At 66.0% G+C, this 17,699-nt stretch carries 21 protein-coding genes and 3 tRNA genes; 14 read left to right on the top strand and 10 right to left on the bottom strand.

The window, feature by feature from the left end:
• The coding region (locus tag ABB30_RS16525) for a hypothetical protein (protein WP_211263490.1) at positions 1-277 on the top strand (277 nt) is incomplete at its 5' end.
• A 163-nt stretch (positions 278-440) separates the two neighbouring features.
• On the opposite strand, the gene ABB30_RS13520 is transcribed toward ABB30_RS16525, so the two are convergent.
• The 3 genes from ABB30_RS13520 to ispG all read right to left on the bottom strand — a co-directional run bounded on the left by ABB30_RS13520 (position 441) and on the right by ispG (position 3,151).
• Positions 441-1,091, bottom strand: coding sequence for a response regulator (locus tag ABB30_RS13520; protein WP_057638845.1), 651 nt, complete (start codon positions 1,089-1,091; stop codon positions 441-443).
• Positions 1,092-1,236: 145 nt separating this feature from the next.
• Positions 1,237-1,848, bottom strand: a complete 612-nt coding sequence (locus tag ABB30_RS13515) for a phosphatase PAP2 family protein (protein WP_057638844.1) — start codon at positions 1,846-1,848, stop codon at positions 1,237-1,239.
• 37 nt (positions 1,849-1,885) lie between these two features.
• Positions 1,886-3,151: a flavodoxin-dependent (E)-4-hydroxy-3-methylbut-2-enyl-diphosphate synthase gene (ispG, locus tag ABB30_RS13510; RefSeq protein WP_057638843.1), complete on the bottom strand. Its 1,266-nt coding sequence runs from the start codon at positions 3,149-3,151 to the stop codon at positions 1,886-1,888.
• A 62-nt stretch (positions 3,152-3,213) separates the two neighbouring features.
• On the opposite strand from ispG, the gene ABB30_RS13505 reads away from it, so the two are divergent.
• Both ABB30_RS13505 and ABB30_RS13500 read left to right on the top strand, forming a co-directional pair.
• Positions 3,214-4,443 (top strand): ATP-binding protein, encoded by a 1,230-nt coding sequence (locus tag ABB30_RS13505; RefSeq protein WP_057638842.1) that lies wholly within the window; start codon positions 3,214-3,216, stop codon positions 4,441-4,443.
• On the top strand, positions 4,440-5,003 hold the full coding sequence (locus tag ABB30_RS13500; RefSeq protein WP_057638841.1) for a response regulator transcription factor: 564 nt from the start codon (positions 4,440-4,442) through the stop codon (positions 5,001-5,003). The genes ABB30_RS13505 and ABB30_RS13500 overlap by 4 nt, the downstream gene beginning before the upstream one ends.
• Before the next feature lie 10 nt (positions 5,004-5,013).
• Here the strand turns inward: ABB30_RS13500 and pgi are convergent, their stop codons facing one another.
• The 6 genes from pgi to pcnB form a co-directional block, all read right to left on the bottom strand.
• Entirely contained in the window at positions 5,014-6,528 is a 1,515-nt protein-coding gene (pgi, locus tag ABB30_RS13495) for a glucose-6-phosphate isomerase (RefSeq protein WP_057638840.1), read from the bottom strand.
• A gap of 24 nt (positions 6,529-6,552) precedes the next feature.
• A complete protein-coding gene (panD, locus tag ABB30_RS13490; protein ID WP_057638839.1) occupies positions 6,553-6,933 on the bottom strand; it encodes an aspartate 1-decarboxylase in 381 nt (126 codons plus the stop codon).
• Between the two features lie 90 nt (positions 6,934-7,023).
• Entirely contained in the window at positions 7,024-7,869 is an 846-nt protein-coding gene (panC, locus tag ABB30_RS13485; protein WP_057638838.1) for a pantoate--beta-alanine ligase, read from the bottom strand.
• Complete coding sequence (panB, locus tag ABB30_RS13480; RefSeq protein ID WP_057638837.1) at positions 7,866-8,681, bottom strand: 3-methyl-2-oxobutanoate hydroxymethyltransferase; 816 nt, start codon at positions 8,679-8,681, stop codon at positions 7,866-7,868. The genes panC and panB overlap by 4 nt, the downstream gene beginning before the upstream one ends.
• Positions 8,682-8,711: 30 nt before the next feature.
• Entirely contained in the window at positions 8,712-9,200 is a 489-nt protein-coding gene (gene folK / locus ABB30_RS13475; RefSeq protein WP_057638847.1) for a 2-amino-4-hydroxy-6-hydroxymethyldihydropteridine diphosphokinase, read from the bottom strand.
• Between the two features lie 5 nt (positions 9,201-9,205).
• Positions 9,206-10,624: a polynucleotide adenylyltransferase PcnB gene (pcnB, locus tag ABB30_RS13470; RefSeq protein ID WP_057638836.1), complete on the bottom strand. Its 1,419-nt coding sequence runs from the start codon at positions 10,622-10,624 to the stop codon at positions 9,206-9,208.
• 20 nt (positions 10,625-10,644) lie between these two features.
• Here pcnB and ABB30_RS13465 point away from each other — a divergent pair.
• Together ABB30_RS13465 and fdxA are read left to right on the top strand one after the other, a co-directional pair.
• A tRNA-Glu gene (locus ABB30_RS13465) sits at positions 10,645-10,719 on the top strand.
• Positions 10,720-10,831: 112 nt separating this feature from the next.
• Positions 10,832-11,155, top strand: a complete 324-nt coding sequence (fdxA, locus tag ABB30_RS13460) for a ferredoxin FdxA (protein ID WP_057638835.1) — start codon at positions 10,832-10,834, stop codon at positions 11,153-11,155.
• A gap of 51 nt (positions 11,156-11,206) precedes the next feature.
• On the opposite strand, the gene ABB30_RS13455 is transcribed toward fdxA, so the two are convergent.
• Positions 11,207-11,704 carry a hypothetical protein gene (locus ABB30_RS13455; protein ID WP_057638834.1) on the bottom strand — a complete coding sequence of 166 codons (498 nt, stop codon included), beginning with the start codon at positions 11,702-11,704 and terminating at the stop codon, positions 11,207-11,209.
• 220 nt (positions 11,705-11,924) lie between these two features.
• Between ABB30_RS13455 and ABB30_RS13450 the strand changes: the two genes are divergently transcribed.
• The 9 genes from ABB30_RS13450 to ABB30_RS13410 all read left to right on the top strand — a co-directional run bounded on the left by ABB30_RS13450 (position 11,925) and on the right by ABB30_RS13410 (position 17,595).
• Positions 11,925-12,542 (top strand): glycine cleavage system transcriptional repressor, encoded by a 618-nt coding sequence (locus ABB30_RS13450; RefSeq protein ID WP_425477411.1) that lies wholly within the window; start codon positions 11,925-11,927, stop codon positions 12,540-12,542.
• A 58-nt stretch (positions 12,543-12,600) separates the two neighbouring features.
• Positions 12,601-13,077 carry a peroxiredoxin gene (locus tag ABB30_RS13445; protein WP_057638833.1) on the top strand — a complete coding sequence of 159 codons (477 nt, stop codon included), beginning with the start codon at positions 12,601-12,603 and terminating at the stop codon, positions 13,075-13,077.
• Positions 13,078-13,126: 49 nt separating this feature from the next.
• Entirely contained in the window at positions 13,127-14,527 is a 1,401-nt protein-coding gene (locus ABB30_RS13440; protein WP_057638832.1) for a PhoH family protein, read from the top strand.
• Positions 14,527-14,997 (top strand): hypothetical protein, encoded by a 471-nt coding sequence (locus ABB30_RS13435; protein ID WP_057638831.1) that lies wholly within the window; start codon positions 14,527-14,529, stop codon positions 14,995-14,997. The genes ABB30_RS13440 and ABB30_RS13435 overlap by 1 nt, the downstream gene beginning before the upstream one ends.
• A 4-nt stretch (positions 14,998-15,001) precedes the next feature.
• Complete coding sequence (locus ABB30_RS13430) at positions 15,002-15,664, top strand: YoaK family protein (RefSeq protein WP_057638830.1); 663 nt, start codon at positions 15,002-15,004, stop codon at positions 15,662-15,664.
• Between the two features lie 32 nt (positions 15,665-15,696).
• A complete protein-coding gene (gene thiD, locus ABB30_RS13425; protein WP_057638829.1) occupies positions 15,697-16,500 on the top strand; it encodes a bifunctional hydroxymethylpyrimidine kinase/phosphomethylpyrimidine kinase in 804 nt (267 codons plus the stop codon).
• The gene (locus ABB30_RS13420; RefSeq protein WP_057638828.1) at positions 16,497-17,327 is read left to right on the top strand and encodes an alpha/beta hydrolase family protein; all 831 of its coding nucleotides are present in this window, start codon (positions 16,497-16,499) and stop codon (positions 17,325-17,327) included. The genes thiD and ABB30_RS13420 overlap by 4 nt, the downstream gene beginning before the upstream one ends.
• A 63-nt stretch (positions 17,328-17,390) precedes the next feature.
• Positions 17,391-17,467 (top strand) — tRNA-Arg (locus ABB30_RS13415).
• Positions 17,468-17,518: 51 nt separating this feature from the next.
• A tRNA-Arg gene (locus ABB30_RS13410) sits at positions 17,519-17,595 on the top strand.
• Positions 17,596-17,699 lie beyond the last annotated feature (104 nt).

Raw genomic sequence — 17,699 nt, 5'->3', positions numbered from 1 at the left:
TGCTGCGGAAGCTCCGGTTGCTCCGGTTGCTGCGGAAGCTCCGGCTGCTCCGGCTGCTCCGGTTGCTGCGGAAGCTCCGGCTGCTCCGGAAGCTCCGGTGGCTCCGACTGCTCCGGAAGCACCGGCTGAAGCACCGGCCGACGATGCCGCCTTGACCCCGGTCAAGCCGGCGCAGATCGATGCAACCACGGCCAACGACATCACGGCAGCGACCACTGCCGAGGTTGTGGACGAGGAAAGCAGCCAGGACAAGGCCGACGACAACAAGTCCGTCTGATCCCGGCGAGCATCACAGCAACAAGGGCGGCCCCGGGCCGCCCTTGTTGTTTGCGTCATCGCGCCGCGCGTTCCCACATCTGCCCGCGACACCGGCGTTGGCTACAATGAAAAAGCGGCCCGCAGGCCGCCTGTCACTTGCCAAGCTGATCAGCCTGCCGCACTCATTCCAGCGAATGGGTGGCATCGGCCATGCCGTACTGGCTGGCCAGACGCGCCAGGGCAATGGTGTCATGCACCTTGAGCTTGTCGAACAAACGCGCCTTGTGGGTATTGATGGTCTTGGCACTCAGGCTCAAACGACGCGCGATTTCTTCCTGGCGCATGCCCTGCACCAGCAGCATGGCCACTTCCAGCTCGCGCGGCGACAGCAGGTCAAACGGGGACTTGCCACCGTCCAGATGGGCCAGGGCCATGTGCTGGGCCACACTGGAACACAGATAGCGGCGGCCGAGCGCAACCTCGCGCACTGCGCGCAACAGCTCGCCGGCATCGCCCCCCTTGCCCACATACCCCGAAGCCCCGGCTTCGAGCAGGCGCTTGGGCATCGGCCCGTCCTCCAGCACCGAGACGATGATCACCCGCGTGTCCGGCTGACCCTTGACGATGCGTTCGGTCACTTCCAGGCCACTGACCCCGGGCAGGTGCAGGTCACACAACACCACATCCGGCTGCAGCTTGCGCACTTCAGGCAAGGCGATCTCGCCGCTGTCGGCCTCGCCTATGACTTCGATATCGGTTTGACTGCTGAGGATCATCCGCATACCGGCACGGACGAGGGCGTGGTCATCGAGCAGGTAGACCCTGATCGTCATGTGGCACCTCCAAGGTAGCGCACCGCCTGGTTGGCGATGCCAGTGATGGCTTCGTACGGCCCTTCTGCACAGGCCTGACCAAAGCCGTCAGTCAACGCTAAGCGCGCAGCGCTGTCGACATGGTCAGCATGATGCGCGAGTAAGCCTAGGAAATATCTGTTCTGCGGCACAGTTCACCCCACCGTTGACGCGACATATACGCAGAAACGGCAAAAACCCAGGCCGAGGCCAGAAGCCAGCCGCCAACAATGTCGCTGGGCCAGTGCACGCCCAGATAAGGACGGCTGATACCGACCAGCAGCGCAAAGCCCGAGGCCAGCAGCAGCACCGGGTAGCGCCAGCGCCCCGGCCAGGCCAGGACAATCAGCACCAGCATCAGGGTCCAGGAGCCCATCGCATGGCCACTGGGAAAACTCCAGCTGGTTTCATCCACCGGATGCGGCCACAGCTGCGGGCGTTCCCGGCTGAAAAGCGCCTTGACCGCGCGGTTCAACAGGCCCGAACCCGCGGTGGCCAACAGCACGAAGGCACTGCAACGCCAGCGGCGCGCGGCTGCCAGCACCAGTACCAGCAGCACATCCACGGGGATGACCCCCCACTGGTGACCAATCGCGGTGACCAGCAGGAAGAAACGATCCAGCCCGGCACTGCCCAGATCATGCAAGGCCCACATGATCCGCGCATCCAGGCCCTGCCAGCAACCGGCCTGGATCAGGGCTGCATGCGCGGTGAAACCCGACAGCGCAAGCGCTGCCATCCACCACAGCCGGAGCGGCTGCAGCGGCCGGCGCAGCTCAGTCGGCCGCCGGGGCGTAACGTCGGTCGACATAGGCATCGATCAGCGCCACGAATTCGTTGGCAATGTTGTCACCACGCAGGGTGACCGCCTTCTCGCCATCAATGAACACCGGCGCCGCAGGGGCCTCGCCATTGCCCGGCAGGGAAATGCCGATGTTGGCATGGCGCGATTCACCCGGACCATTGACCACACAGCCCATGACCGCCAGGGTCATGTTCTCCGCCCCTGGACGGCTGATGCGCCAGACCGGCATCTGCTCTCGCACATGGGCCTGCACCACCTTGGCCAACTCCTGGAAGAACTCGGAGGTGGTACGGCCACAACCCGGGCAGGCAGTAACCATCGGCGTGAAGGCTCGCTGGCCGGTGGTCTGCAGCAGCTCCTGGGCCACCACCACTTCCTGGGTCCGCGAGGTGCCCGGCTCGGGGGTGAGCGAGATACGGATGGTGTCACCGATGCCTTCCTGCATCAGCACCGCCAGCGCTGCGGCAGAAGCCACGATGCCCTTGGAACCGATACCGGCCTCGGTCAGGCCCAGATGCAGGGCGAAATCCGAGCGCATGGCCAGGTCGCGGTACACCGCGATCAATTCCTGCACACCGGACACCTTGGCCGAGAGCACGATGCGCTCACGGGCCAGGCCCAGCTCGACGGCGGTGTTGGCCGAATCCAGGGCCGAACGGATCAGCGCCTCGCGCAGCACGCGGGCTGCCGGCAACGGATTGGCCAGCTTGCTGTTTTCATCCATCAGGCGTGCGGCCAGGGACTGATCCAGCGAGCCCCAGTTGGCGCCGATGCGCACCGGTTTGTCGTACTTGATCGCAAATTCGATCAGCTGCGCAAACTGGGTGTCCTTCTTCTTGCCGAAGCCCACATTGCCCGGGTTGATCCGGTATTTGGCCAGCGCTTCGGCACAGGCCGGCTCGGCGGCCAGCAACTGGTGGCCGTTGTAATGGAAGTCACCGATCAACGGCACGTTGATGCCCATCATCGCCAGCTTGTCGACAATGCGCGGAATGGCGGCCGCCGATTCGGCATTGTTGACCGTCAGGCGCACCATTTCCGAGCCGGCGCGCCACAATTCGGCGACCTGCTTGACGCTGGCATCGACATCGGCGGTATCGGTATTGGTCATCGACTGCACCACCACCGGGTTGCCTCCGCCAACCATGACGCCACCGATATTGACGGCATGGGTGATACGGCGCGGCCAGGCAGTGGCGTCGGCGGGCGGGGTCGGGCGGGTAACGGCATCGTACATGGCCCTATTCTAGCGCGCTGCAGCCATACTGGCGGCATCACCGCCGCGCGCCTTCAACACCGATGCAGCCCGCTTCCCCTGCCCCCTTCCTGCGCACCCTGTGCAGCCTGCGCTGGCTGGCCACCGCCGGGCAGGCTGTGGCCATCCTGTTTGCCAGCAAGGTCCTGCACATGCAGCTGCCCTTGTTGGCACTGTGGGCTGGCGTGTGTGCCCTGGCCGCGTTCAATGCCGTGGTGCAATGGCACCTGCCCCGGCGCTCCAGCGAACCGACACCGGCCACCGCATTCGGCCACATCCTGGTGGACATCACCGTATTGACCTGGATGGTCGGCTTCAGCGGCGGCATCGCCAACCCGTTCGGCTCGCTGTTCCTGATCCTGATCGCCCTGGCCGCACTGGCACTGCCACGCGCCTGGAGCTTTGCCGTGGCCGCCGCCGCCGTGCTCGGTTTTGCCACCAGCGCGGTGGCCGGCATCGAGCTGCCCGCCGCCAGCCTGCCACCGGCCCAGTTGCAGCGCTGGGGCAGTGCCATCAACTTCCTGCTCTCCAGCGTGGTGGTCCTGCTGTTTGCCACCCGTCTGGCCAGCTCGCTGCGCACGCGCGAAGCCGAACTGGCAGCATTGCGCGAACGCTTCACCCGCAACGAAGGCATCGTCGCCCTGGCCACCCATGCCGCCTCGGTCGCCCATGAACTCAATACCCCGCTGGCCACCCTGACCCTGCTGGTCGATGACCTGGCCGAAGAGCATCACGAACCGTCACTGCACGAAGACCTGCACACCGCCCGGATGCTGCTGGAACAGTGCCGGCAACGGGTACGCCAGCTGGCCGCACCGGCTGAGCAGCAACATGCGCCGGCCAGCGTCACCCTGGGCAGCGTCATCGAGCAATGGCAGCTGGTCAAACCCACGGCACGGCTGCATTGCAATGCCGATGCCCCGCTGCAGCAGCGGGTGGAGCCGGCCATCGCCCACCTGCTGCTGGTGCTGCTCAACAATGCCGCCGAAGCCAGCGGCTTGAATGGCAGCGCGCGCATCGACCTGCAACTGCACATCGACCGGCAACAGCTGCAGGGCCGGGTACGCGACCATGGCCGCGGCTTTGACCCGGCCCAGGCCGCCCTGCCCGGCAAGCTGTTCAACAGCGGCAAGTCCTATGGCCTGGGCGTGGGCCTGGCGCTGTCGCATGCGACCATAGAGCGACTGGGTGGAAAACTGTGGATGCAACCGGCCGACGGCCAGGGCACCAGTGTCGGTTTTTCGCTCCCCGTGGATCCACAGGAAGCACCATGACTGAACACGGCCTGCTGGTCGACGATGACCCGCTGTACCTGCGCACCCTGCAGCGCAGCCTGGCCCGTCGCGGCATCGATACACAGGCGGCAACCAGCGCCGAACAGGCCCTGGAGCTGGCCCGGCAACAGCCGCCCTCCTTTGTCCTGCTCGACCTGAAACTGGGCAACGATTCCGGGCTGAACCTGATCCAACCCTTGCGCAGCCTGCGCCAGGACATGCGCATCCTGCTCATCACCGGCTACGCCTCCATTGCCACGGCCGTGGAGGCGATCAAACTCGGCGCCGATGACTACCTGCCCAAACCGGCAACCCTGCCGGCCATCCTGCGCGCCCTGGGGATCGAGTCGGAGGCCGATGCACCCGGCAATGCCGTGCTCGAGCCACCGGAAACCATGACCCCGATCAGCCGTCTGGAGTGGGAGCACATCCAGCAGGCCCTGCTGGAAACCGGCGGCAACATTTCCGCCGCCGCACGCCTGCTGGGCATGCACCGGCGCTCACTGCAGCGCAAGCTGAGCAAGCGCCCGAGCCCGGAACCGCCGCCCGGGCGCAGCTGAGCAACACCGCTCAGCGATGCAGCTGGGCCAGCAGCTCGCGGGTTACCGGGTCTTCCACGACCACGGCCGGGTCACGCACCGCCGGCAGCAAGGCACTGGCCACCTGCTTGCCCAGCTCGACCCCGAACTGGTCGAACGCGTTGATGCCCCAGGCCAACGACTGCACGTAGACCGAATGCTCGTAGAAAGCGATCAATGCCCCCAGCGCCTGCGGCGTCAGCGCATCCAGCAGCACGGTGGTGGTGGGTCGGCCACCGGGGTAATTGCGCGGCAGATCGTCACTGGGACGGCCGTTGGACAACGATTCGGTCTGCGCCAGCAGGTTGGCCAGCAGCGCCTGGTGTGAAGCGGTGTGCGGGTCATCGCCGGCGATGCAACCGATGAATTCACCGCAGATCACCTGGGTGCCCTGGTGCAGGGCCTGGAAGAAACTGTGCTGGACATCGGTACCAGCCCCGCCCCACCACACCGGCACGGTGTCGCCCCAGACCGGCTGCCCGTCAACGCCGACCTGCTTGCCCAGGCTTTCCATCACCAACTGCTGCAGGTAGGCCGGCAACAGGGCCAGGCGGGCGTCGTAACACATCACCGCATGGCTGGCATGGCCACAGGCATTGCGGTTCCAGATCTCGGTCAAGCCATGCAGCATGGGCAGGTTGTGCTCCAGCGGGGCCTGCAGCACATGCGCGTCCATCAACGCAGCACCGTCATGCAGCTGTTGCCAGGCCTCCATGCCCAGGGCCAGGGCAATCGGCAGCCCGACCGCTGACCACAGCGAATAGCGGCCGCCGACCCAGTCCCACATCGGCAATACCCGCTCAGGGGCAATACCGAACTGCTGCTGCGGGCGCTGCACATCGGCACTGACCGCATACAGACGCGCGCCCTCACCCAGCCAGCGCTGCAGGATCGCACCGTTGAACAGGGTTTCCTGGGTGCTGAAGCTCTTGGAAATCAGGATCCCGGCCGTACGCGCCGGGTCCAGCCCGGCCAGCACCCGTTCGATGGCCATGCCATCGATGTTGGAGACGAAATGGACGCGGAAACGCGCACCCTGCAGCGGCCGCAGTGCATCACACACCAGGCGCGGCCCCAGGTCAGAGCCACCGATACCGATGCTGACCACGTCAGTGACACTGGAAGCTTCCAGCTCGGCAACGATTGCCGCCAACTGCTGCTCGGCGGCCAGCACCTGCGCGCGGGCCGAAGCCGCCACCTCGCCCTGCCCCAGATCACAGCGCAAGGCCGTGTGCAGGGCTGGACGGGCTTCGGTCTGATTGACTTTGTCCCCATCGAACAACTGGCGAAACGCCAGTGGCAGACCGAGACTGTGACCATAGGCCAGAAGCGCAGACAAAGCTGCCTGATCGTAGCTTTGCCGCGCAAAGTTGGCATACAGCGGGCCGACGCGCAGCGCCAGCTGCTGCGCCCGCCCTGCCTCCAGGCAATTCAATGCCTGGATGCTGCTGCCGGTCAGACGACGTGCATGTGCACCCAGTGCATCCCTGTAACTGGCCTGTGCCATTGCAACTCCTGGAATCGTCGTGACTTACGGCTTCTGCACCGGGATACCGGTGTTGGTGTGGGTGATGCTGTTGTCACCGTCCACGTAGACCAGGGTCGGGTGGAAGGCATCGGCCTCGGCCTCGCTCATGCTGGCGAAGGCGGCGATGATGATGATGTCGCCCACCTGCACGTGGCGGGCGGCGCCACCATTGAGCGAGACGATGCCGCTGCCGGCTTCGGCACGGATGGCATAGGTGGAAAAACGCGCGCCGTTGGTCACGTCCCAGATGTGCACCTGCTCGAACTCACGGATGCCCGTGGCCTGCAGCAGGTTGTCATCAATGGCGATGGAGCCTTCGTAGTTCAGCTCCGAGTGGGTCACAGTGGCGCGGTGGATCTTGGTCTTGAGCAAGGACAGTTGCATGGCATCTGCCGCACACGGCGGCCTTCATTGGTTAAGAGGGAAAGTCTAGCAGGGCCGGCCGGCACTCTTGCCATGCCGGCCTTGCTTCATTCAGAACTCGAGGTTGTCGATCAGGCGGGTGCTGCCGATGCGGGCGGCCAGCAGGGCCACCCGTTCACCGGCCTGGCCGTCAACCGGCTCGGCCAGATCACGCTGGCGTACCACGGCATAGTCGACCACGAACCCCGCCTCGCCCAGCGCGGCAGCAGCCGACTGCTCGACCAGCTGGCGCGGCAGGCCGGCCGCACAGGCCGCACGCATTTCACGCAGGACCCGGTGCAGCTGGGGGGCTGCCGCGCGCTCGGCCTCGCCCAGGTACTGGTTGCGTGAGCTGCGCGCCAGGCCATCGTCCTCACGCACGATTTCCGCGCCAATCACTTCCAGCGGGAACTGCAGCTCGGCCACCAACTGGCGGATCACCGCCAGCTGCTGGTAGTCCTTCTTGCCGAAAAGCGCCACATCCGGGGTGACCTGGTTGAACAGGCGGCTGACCACTGTGCACACACCGTCAAAATGCCCGGGACGGCTGGCCCCTTCCAGCACCGCGGTGACCGTGCCCGGCACCGAGATGCGGGTGGTCATGTCCACGCCCAGCGGGTACATCTGCTCCACGCTGGGCATCCATGCCAGATCACAGCCGGCCGCAGCCAGACCTTCCACATCGGCCTGCGGGGTGCGCGGGTAGCGGTCAAAGTCCTCGTTCGGGCCGAACTGGGTCGGGTTGACGAAGACGCTGGCCACCACCTTGTCGGCATGGCGGCGGGCCTGCCGCACCAGGGTGAAATGCCCTTCGTGCAGGTTGCCCATGGTCGGCACCAGCGCAACGCGCTTGCCTTCCTTCTTCCAGCTGCGCACCAGCGCACGCAGACGTTTGATTTCGGTAACGGTTTCAATCATGACGCGTAAGCATGTTCTACATCGGGAAAGGAGCCGTCGCGCACGGCAGCCACATAGGACTGCACCGCCGCGGCGACCGAGCCACCTTCGGCAAGGAAATCCTTCACAAACTTCGGGCGGCGGTGACCGCTGTCCAGGCCCAGCATGTCGTGCAGGACCAGCACCTGGCCATCACACTGGGCACCGGCACCGATACCAATGGTCGGAATCGGCGACTGCGCGGTGACCTGTGCGGCCAGCGGCGCCGGCAGGCATTCCAGCACCAGCAGGCTGGCACCGGCCTGCGCCACCTGACGGGCCTGTTCCAGCACCAGCTGGCCCGCCTCGCCACGGCCCTGGACGCGGAAGCCGCCCAGGGTCAGCACCGACTGCGGGGTCAGCCCCAGGTGCGAACACACCGGGATGTCGCGCTCGGCCAGGTAACGGATGATGTCCAGCTTGAAGCCGGCACCTTCCAGCTTGACCATCTGTGCACCGGCCTTGAGCAGCTGCAGCGACGCCTCCAGCGCCCGCTCCGGGGTGGCATCGGCGCCGAACGGCAGGTCGGCCACCAGCAGCGCACGCTGCAGCACCCGGGAAACGCAGGCGGTGTGGTAGACCATGTCGGCCACGCTGACCGGCAGGGTCGAATCATGCCCCTGGACCACCATGCCCAGCGAATCGCCGACCAGGATCAGGTCCACGCCGTTGGCATCCAGGGTGCGGGCAAAGCCGGCGTCGTAACAGGTCAACATGGCCAGCTTGCGCCCCTCGGCGCGGGCCTGGGCCAGACCGGGAACGGTCAACGGCTTGCTATCTGCGTATGTGCTCATGTGGGGAAAAGCAGTGGCAACAAAGCCGCATTATCCCCCTATCGGCTGCACTTCGCTCGTATCCAGTGCGGCCAGGGCATCAGCAACGGTGGTGTGGCCGGGAATCTGCCGCTGCGCACCGAGCGCAGCCAGCGGCACCAGCACGAAGGCACGCTGGGTCATCCACGGGTGCGGCACCTGCAGGCGAGCGTGGTCAATTACCTGCTGCCCGTACAGCAGGATGTCCAGATCCAGGGTGCGCGGGCCCCAGTGGCCGCCTGGCAAACGCTGGCGGCCATGGGCCAGCTCCAGTGCCTGCAGGCGGTCAAGCAGGACCAGCGGCGCCAACGTGCTGGAAAAACAGGCGCAGGCATTGATGAAATCCGGCTGATCCTCACGCCCCCAGGCCCGGCTGCGGTACAGCGCCGAGGCCTGCAGGTCGTGAATGTCCGGATCGGCAGCCAGCGTGGCCAAAGCCTGACGCAGCGTTGCCTGTGCATCACCCAGGTTGGCCCCCAGGCCGATGCACACCTGCGTCACTGCGCTCACTCCGCCGCGGCCGACTCGGCCGTACTGCCAGATCCGTTGCGACGACGGCGACGACGACGCGGACGGCGCTCGCCGCCGGCCTCCTCACCGTCCTCGTGCTCGACCGCATCCAGGAAACTCGGCTCGACCGGGCCGGCCTGCTCACGCGTCTGCTGCCAGAACGCCACCTCGGCGGTATGTTCACCGGATGCAGCCTGACGCAGCAGCAGGAAATCAAAGGCCGCGCGGAAACGCGGATGGGCCAGGGTACGTTGCACCCGACGCTTCTGGCGGCTGCCAAAACGCATCTGCATCAGCCAGATCTCCTGCATCGGCAGGGAGAAACGGCGCGGCAGGGCAATCTGCTCCAGCTGGCGCGCGGTGGCCACGTCAGCGGCCAGGCGCATCGCCTCATCGGCAGCCATGCCCTGCTTCTGCAGGCGGGCGATCGCGCGGCAATAGGCCGGCCACAACAGCAGGGCAAACAGGAAGGCCGGGCTGACCGGCTCATCGGCGGCAACGCGGGCATCGGTGTTGGCCAGGCCTTCCACGATCACCCGACGCAAGGCACCACTGCGGTTGGCCTTCAGTGCGGCGGCACTTTCCGGGAACAGCTGGGCGAACAGGCCGTAGCGCTCCATGCCTTCGAAACTGGCCACGCCATGCCCGGACAGGAACAGCTTGAGCATTTCCTCGAACAGGCGCGCCGGCGCGGCATCGGCCAGCAGATAAGCCAATTGCGGGATCGGCCCGGCCGTGCCCGGCTCGATGGTGAAGCCCAGCTTGGCCGCCAGACGCACCGCGCGCAGCATGCGCACCGGATCTTCGCGATAACGCTGCTCCGGCTCGCCGATCAGGCGCATGATCCCGGCCTGCACGTCTTCAAAGCCACCGGTGTAGTCACGCACCGAGAAATCCTCGATCGCGTAATACAAGGCGTTGCAGGTGAAGTCGCGGCGTACCGCGTCGTCTTCGATGCTGCCGTAGACGTTGTCGCGCACCAGCATGCCGTTTTCGACCTCGCGGTCGCCGGTGCCGTCATCGCTGTTGGCGCGGAAGGTGGCCACTTCGATGATCTCGCGGCCAAACACCACATGCGCCAGGCGGAAGCGGCGGCCGATCAGGCGGCAGTTGCGGAACAGGCCCTTGACCTGTTCGGGCGTGGCATCGGTTGCCACGTCGAAATCTTTGGGGTTGCCGGCCACCAGCAGGTCGCGCACCGCGCCCCCTACCAGATAGGCACCAAACCCGGCCTCACGCAGGCGATAGAGCACGCGCAACGCATTGGGACTGATGTCCTTGCGCGAGATCGTGTGCTGATCGCGCGGGATGACACGCAGTGTGAATGAAGAGGTAACTTGCGGGTTGATGACGGCGGTTCCGATGTGAAAACAAGGATTGCCCTGCGGGCAGGACCTGCCTATACTAGCGCCCATCGCACGACGCGACCAACAATGCTCCCTTCGTCTAGTGGTTAGGACGTGGCCCTCTCAAGGCTAAAACAGGGGTTCGAGTCCCCTAGGGAGCACCAGCGTCGGTGTAAAGAAAGCCCCGCCCTGCGGGGTTTTTCTGTTTGAGCATACCCTTGCCACCGGCGGCGGCAGCACTACAATCGCCGCGTTGACCCGCAGGACCCCCAAGCCATGCCTTTTGTCGTTACCGAAAACTGCATCAAGTGCAAACACACCGATTGCGTTGAAGTCTGCCCGGTGGACTGCTTCCATGAAGGCCCGAACTTTCTGGTGATCGACCCGGACGAGTGCATCGACTGCACCCTGTGCGAGCCGGAATGCCCGGTTGGCGCGATCTTCCCGGAAGACGACGTGCCCGCCGGCCAGGAGGGTTTTGTCGCCCTGAACGCCGAACTGTCGCGCAGCTGGCCGGTACTGACCGTACGCAAGGATCCGCCGGAAGATGCCGGGCAGTGGGACGGGGTTGCCGACAAGCTGCAATACCTGGAACGCTGATGCAAAAAAGGGCGCCGCTGGCGCCCTTTTTCATGCCACCGCCTGGCCGGCTCAGTTGGCCAGTGCGGCCTGCAGACGGGCCACCAGGGCCTTGGCCCCTTCACCGTTGGCCGGCAGGCCACGCGGATCCACCGCCGAGACATACACCCCGGCCTCCACGGCCACCAGGCGCACCAGGAAATTTTCACCCTGGTAGGCCACGTCGTAGGAACCCAGCAGCTGGGCCCGGCTGGCAATCTGCAGGCCGTCAATGCCTTCCAGCACCTGGCCGACCCGGGCGTACAGCGCATCGCGCTCACCCGGCACGGTGAAGCCATTGGCCGCCACATTGGCTGCCGGGGCTGCCACCACGGCCGGAGCGGTAACGCTGCCACCGGCCGGAGCAGTTGCCGCTTCGACCATGGCCGGCGGAATCTCCAGCGGACGCTGGTCTGCCGGCAGGGCAAAATCACCCTTTGCGCCCTTGCCGAAGCAGCCGCTGGCCATCACCACCACACCCGCCAAGACCACTGCCTGCACGGCGCGGCCACCACCCATCCACTGACGCATCGATTCGTTCTCCAGCTAACAGCCGACAATGCGGCCGGATCATGCCTGTGCACCCACCGTGATCGGCGAGGCTCCGGCGCAAAGCATGCCTGATCCACGCCGCGCCCGATAGTCGCCACCGGCAGCGCACCCCCAGCAGGGCAGGAAAAGGCTGCCCGCACCATCCCGACCCAGCCCGCACATTACTTGCGGGCACAAAGCGGCGACAATATGCTCCCCTGTGGCGGACACCGTCCACGACGGCGTCCTGATCCCCCTGCATGCCGGAACCGCCTTGACTGACACCGATCCCCGACCCTCACCGGCCGAAAACCACCTGCTGATCACTGCCTACTCCACCCACCCGGAGTCGCCCCTGCTCAGTGTCACCCGCCGCATCTCCGACAGCGGCTGCAACCTGGTCGACACCCGCCTGGCCACGGTCGGCCGTGATGTCTCGCTGACCGCACTGGCCACCGGCTCCTGGGATGCGGTGGCCAAGCTGGAAGCCATGCTCGGCCGCCTGGAGCGAGAGGAAGCCGGCATGCGCGTGAGCTTCTACCGCACCCAGGCCAAACCGCAGCAATCCAACCTGCTGCCGTACATCGTGGAGGTCATTGCCGCCGACAAGCCCGGCATCCTCTATCAGCTGGCCGACTTCTTCAGCCGCCAGAGCATCACCATCGAAAGCCTGCAGAGCACCCGCTACCAGGCCATGCAGACCGGCGCGGAAATGTTCAGTGCGCAGATCACCATCGGCGTGCCGGCCGATTCGCACATCGCCTCCCTGCGCGATGACTTCCTGGAGTTCTGTGACCATCTGAACCTGGATGCGATCATGGATCCGATGAAGTTCTGACAGCTGCGGCGCCGACAAGGCGCCGCACTTGCATTGACCCTTCAACAACGAGGACACCATGGACAACGGCCACACCCTGGATGCCGCCACCCTGGACCTGCCACTGGCCCTGTCCGGTGGCCAGCACACCACCCTGCGCCAGCAACTCGGCCACTGGCTGGTGCTGTACTTCTATCCCAAGGACAGCACCCCGGGCTGCACCACCGAAGGGCTGGACTTCAACGCCCTGCTGCCCGGGTTCCAGGCCGCCGGTGCGACCGTGATGGGCGTCTCGCGCGATTCACTGCGTGCCCACGACAACTTCTGCGCCAAGCAGGGCTTCAACTTTCCGCTGATCAGCGATGCCGACGAGGCACTGTGCACCGCCTTTGACGTGATCAAGCTGAAGAACATGTACGGCAAGCAGGTCCGCGGCATCGAGCGCAGCACCTTCCTGATCAACCCGGATGGACAACTCACCGCCAGCTGGCGCAAGGTCAAGGTCGCAGGCCATGCCCAGGCGGTACTGGACAGCCTGCTTGCCGCACGCGCGTAATCAACCGCAACGACCCTGACTCGGCAATCCCCATCGACAGGAGCTCACGATGACCTCTGGCAAGCGCATCTACGTACTGGACACCAACGTACTGATGCACGACCCCACCGCGCTGTTCAAGTTCGAAGAGCACGACATCTACCTGCCGATGCAGGTGATCGAGGAGCTGGACAACGGCAAGAAGGGCACCAGCGAGGCCAGCCGCAACGCGCGCCAGGTCAGCCGCTTCCTCAACGAACTGGTCGAGGTGTCCGGGCTGTCGGACCTGTCCGGCGGGATTGCCCTGCAGGCACCGGGCGGCATCGCCCTGCGCGGGCGCGAAAGTGCCGGCCGCCTGTATTTCCAGACCGGTGATTTTGATGCCGGCAAGCGCTTTGCCGCCCACGTGCCGGACAACGCCATCCTCGGCGCCATCCTGGCCCTGCAGGAAACCTCCGGCGACACCCCGGTGGTGTTCATCTCCAAGGACATCAACCTGCGCATCAAGGCGGCCATCGCCGGCATCGTCTCGGAGGACTACGAGAACGACCGCGCCCTGGATGACTTCAGCCTGCTGTACACCGGCGCCACCGAGCTGGACGAGGACTTCTGGTCGCGCCACAGCGCCGACCTGCGCAGCTGGTCCGACCACGGCCGCACCCGTTACGAGATCACCGCCCTGCCCGAGGAGGAGTGGTACCCCAACCAGTTCATCCACCTGGCCGGCGATGAGCAGGCCGAACTGCGGGTGGAGCAGCTTGGCGCCGATGGCCGGGTGCAGCTGGCCCTGCTGGATGACTACCGCCATGACGGCCATGCGGTCTGGGGCATTGCCGCGCGCAACCGCGAGCAGAACTTCGCCCTCAACGCACTGATGGACCCGGACATCGATTTTGTCACCCTGCTCGGCACTGCCGGCACCGGCAAGACCCTGCTGGCCCTGGCCGCCGGCCTGGCCCAGACCATGGACAGCCAGCGTTACCGCGAGATCATCATGACCCGCGCCACGGTCAGCGTCGGCGAGGACATCGGTTTTCTGCCCGGCACCGAAGAAGAAAAGATGACGCCCTGGATGGGCGCACTGACCGACAACCTGGAAGTGCTCACCCGCAACCAGAGCGGTGGCAGCTGGGGCCGCGCGGCCACCAACGACCTGCTCGCCAGCCGGATCAAGATCCGCTCGCTCAATTTCATGCGCGGTCGCACCTTCCTGTCGCGCTACGTGATCCTGGACGAGGCGCAGAACCTCACCCCCAAGCAGATGAAGACCCTGATCACCCGTGCCGGCCCCGGCACCAAGATCGTCTGCCTGGGCAATGTCGAACAGATCGACACCCCTTACCTGACCGAAACCACCTCGGGCCTGACCTATGCGGTGGATCGCTTCAAGCAATGGCCGCACAGCGCCCACATCACCCTGCGCCGGGGCGAGCGCTCGCGCCTGGCCGATTTTGCCTCGGAGGTCCTGTAATGCCCCCGCTCTGCCTGCGTCTGCCACTGCTGGCCACGGCCACCACCCTGGCCCTGGCGGCCTGTACCACCACCGGCACCCCGCAACAGGTTCCCACCGCCGTGCGCAGTGGCCAGAGCTGGGTGGTCACCCGCCCGCTGGTGGCCGCCGAACTGGCCCGCGCCTGCCCGGGTGGGCTGGACGTGGAGATCAGCGACTTCTGGGCCCCCTCGCGCAGCGATGTGGACCAGCTCGAAGCACGATTGCCACAACTGCAGGCGCGCGTCAGCGATGCCGTCAGCGGCGACCGCCAGTACGTGGGCATCGTCGACGGCGAGCAGCGGCTGATCTACATCCGCGGCTTCCCGGCCACCGACAATGCCGGCCATGACCCGACCCGTGCGGTGGTGGTGCCCTGCGATATCGGCTGGCACGCCCTGTATGACCCGCGCAGCGGCCAGTTCACCCAGGCTGGCCAGCCGCAACCGTAACCCGATGCCTGCAAACCTGCCGCGCTGGGTCTGGCTGGGTGCCATCTGCCTGTCGGCGGTGGCCGGCATGGTCAATGTGGTCGGTTTCCTGGGCTTCGAGCACCAAGGCCTGGGGCACCTCACCGGTGCCACCAGCCAGCTCGGCATCGCCCTGACCCAGGGCGACTGGCGCAGCATCGGCCACTTGTGGGGCCTGCTGCTGGCCTTCTGTGCCGGCGCCACCTGCAGCGGGTTGATCATCCAGAACCAGCAACTGCGCCTGGGCCGCCGCTACGGGGTGATGCTGCTGCTCGAATGCGCCCTGTTGCTGCTGGCCATCCCGCTGTTCGCCCGCCACCACATCGCGGGCGCCTGGATCGCGGCAGCCGCCTGCGGCATCCAGAATGCGCTGGCCACCACGTTTTCCGGGGCCATCATCCGCACCACCCACCTGACCGGCATGTTCACCGACTTAGGCATCGGCCTGGGCCATCTGATCCGCGGTCTGCCCCTGGCCCTGCACCGCCTGAGCCTGAGCGCCCTGATCATCACCGGCTTCCTGGCCGGCTCGATGGCCGGAGCCGGGCTGTTTGTCCGCCATGGCTACCAGGCCCTGTATGCCCCGGCCCTGCTGACCGGCATCGCCGGGGCCAGTTACATGCTCTACGCGCAACTGCGCCGGCGCTAGCCTGACGGCAAAAACCCGGCACAATCGGGGCCATGAACATGTCCACTGCCCACTGCGCCCTGACCATTGCCGGCTCCGATTCCGGCGGCGGGGCCGGCATCCAGGCCGACCTGAAAGCCTTCGCCGCACATCGCGTGCACGGGCTGTCGGCCATCACCGCCCTGACCGCACAGAACACACGCACGGTCAGCGCCGTGCATGTCACCCCGCTGCCGATGCTGCGGGCCCAGATCGACGCCTGCTTTGATGACTACAACATCACCGCCGTCAAGCTCGGCATGCTGGCCAATGCCCAGGTCATCCACGCCGTGGCCGACGCCCTGCTGGTGCACCGCCCGGCGGTCATCGTGCTGGACCCGGTCATGTTCGCCCTCAGCGGGGCTCGCCTGCTTGAAGCCGACGCCGTGGATGCCCTGCGCCAACGCCTGATCCCACTGGCCACCCTGATCACCCCCAACATCCCGGAAGCGGAAAGCCTGCTCGGCCGCACGATCAGCACCGAGGCCGACGCCGACAGCGCCGTACAGGCCCTGCTGGCCCTGGGTGCCGGCGCGGTCCTGCTCAAGGGCGGCCACCTGCACGAAGGCAATGACGTGGTGGACCGCTACAGCGACGGTGACAACCACGCCCGCTTCACCCACCCCCGGCTGCCGTTGCAGGCACATGGCACCGGCTGCAGCCTCGCCTCGGCCATTGCCGCCCTGCTGTGCCGCCAGCAGCCCTTGAGCACGGCCTGCGAGAGTGCCATCGGCTACGTGGCGCGCGGCCTGCAATGGGGCTACCAGCCCGGCAAGGGCGCGGTTCGCGTCCTGGACCATATCGGTGCGGCACGATGAGTGAGCCCCATACGCTCGACATCACCAGCACTGACGGCCATCAATTCCAGTTGCTGCATGTCGCCCCTGCACAACCGGCTGTTGCGCAGCTGCTGTGGCTGCCGGCACTGGGCGTGGCTGCCCGCCACTACCTGCCATTGGCCCATGCACTGGCCAAGCACGGCTGCGCGGTGAGCCTGCACGAATGGCGCGGCCATGGCAGCAGCAGCCTGCGCGCCCAGCGCCAGCACAACTGGGGCTTCTCCCAGCTCCTGCACGCTGACCTGCCGGCAGCCGTGAACGGCCTGCACGCAGCCGGCATCCACATCGACACCCTCGGTGGACACAGCCTGGGCGGCCAGCTCAGCTGCTGCCTGGCCCCGAGCCTGCCGCTGCTCAAGCGCCTGTGGCTGGTTGCTTCCGGCTCTCCGCACTGGCGCAGCTTCGCGCCGCCACAGCGCTACAGCCTGCCGCTGGCCTATACCGCACTGCCCGCGATTGCCTGGCTGCGTGGCCACCTGCCGGGCAAGCAGCTGGGCTTCGGCGGCCGCGAGGCGCGCGGGCTGATTGCCGACTGGGCCCGGGTCGGGCGTTATGGCCATTACCGTCTGCCAGCCGGGGTGGAGCAACAAATGGCCGGTCTGCAGCTGGCCTGCCACGGCATCACCCTGGCAGAAGACTGGCTGGCCCCGGACAGTTCACTGGATGCCCTGCTGGCCAAATTGCCGGCATGCGACCACCAGCGCAGCACGCTCGATGCCCCCGCATTGGGCGTGAAAGCCGATCATTTTGCATGGATGCGCCAGCCCACTGCGGTCGCCGATACCCTGCTCAGGATATTTCCCTGAAATTTTCACAAAACCGTTGACGTACCCCAACAGTCGGCGCATAATTTCGCTCCTGACATCGAGGCGCCCGTAGCTCAGCTGGATAGAGTACCTGGCTACGAACCAGGCGGTCGGGAGTTCGAATCTCTCCGGGCGCACCACCTTGTCAGAACTGTGCCACAAGCACTGATTGCAAAACTTGTGTTGTCCATGCGCCCGTAGCTCAGCTGGATAGAGTACCTGGCTACGAACCAGGCGGTCGGGAGTTCGAATCTCTCCGGGCGCACCAACTCAAACAACCCTCACGGGTTACCATGCGCCCGTAGCTCAGCTGCAGTGGTTCCATGGCTACGAACAGGGCGTGCGGGAGTTGGCGTCCGGCAGGGCGCACCA

The sequence above is a fragment of the Stenotrophomonas ginsengisoli genome (assembly GCF_001431485.1).
Taxonomy (GTDB): Bacteria; Pseudomonadota; Gammaproteobacteria; order Xanthomonadales; family Xanthomonadaceae; genus Stenotrophomonas; species Stenotrophomonas ginsengisoli.
This window is presented reverse-complemented; position numbering and strand designations above follow the sequence as displayed.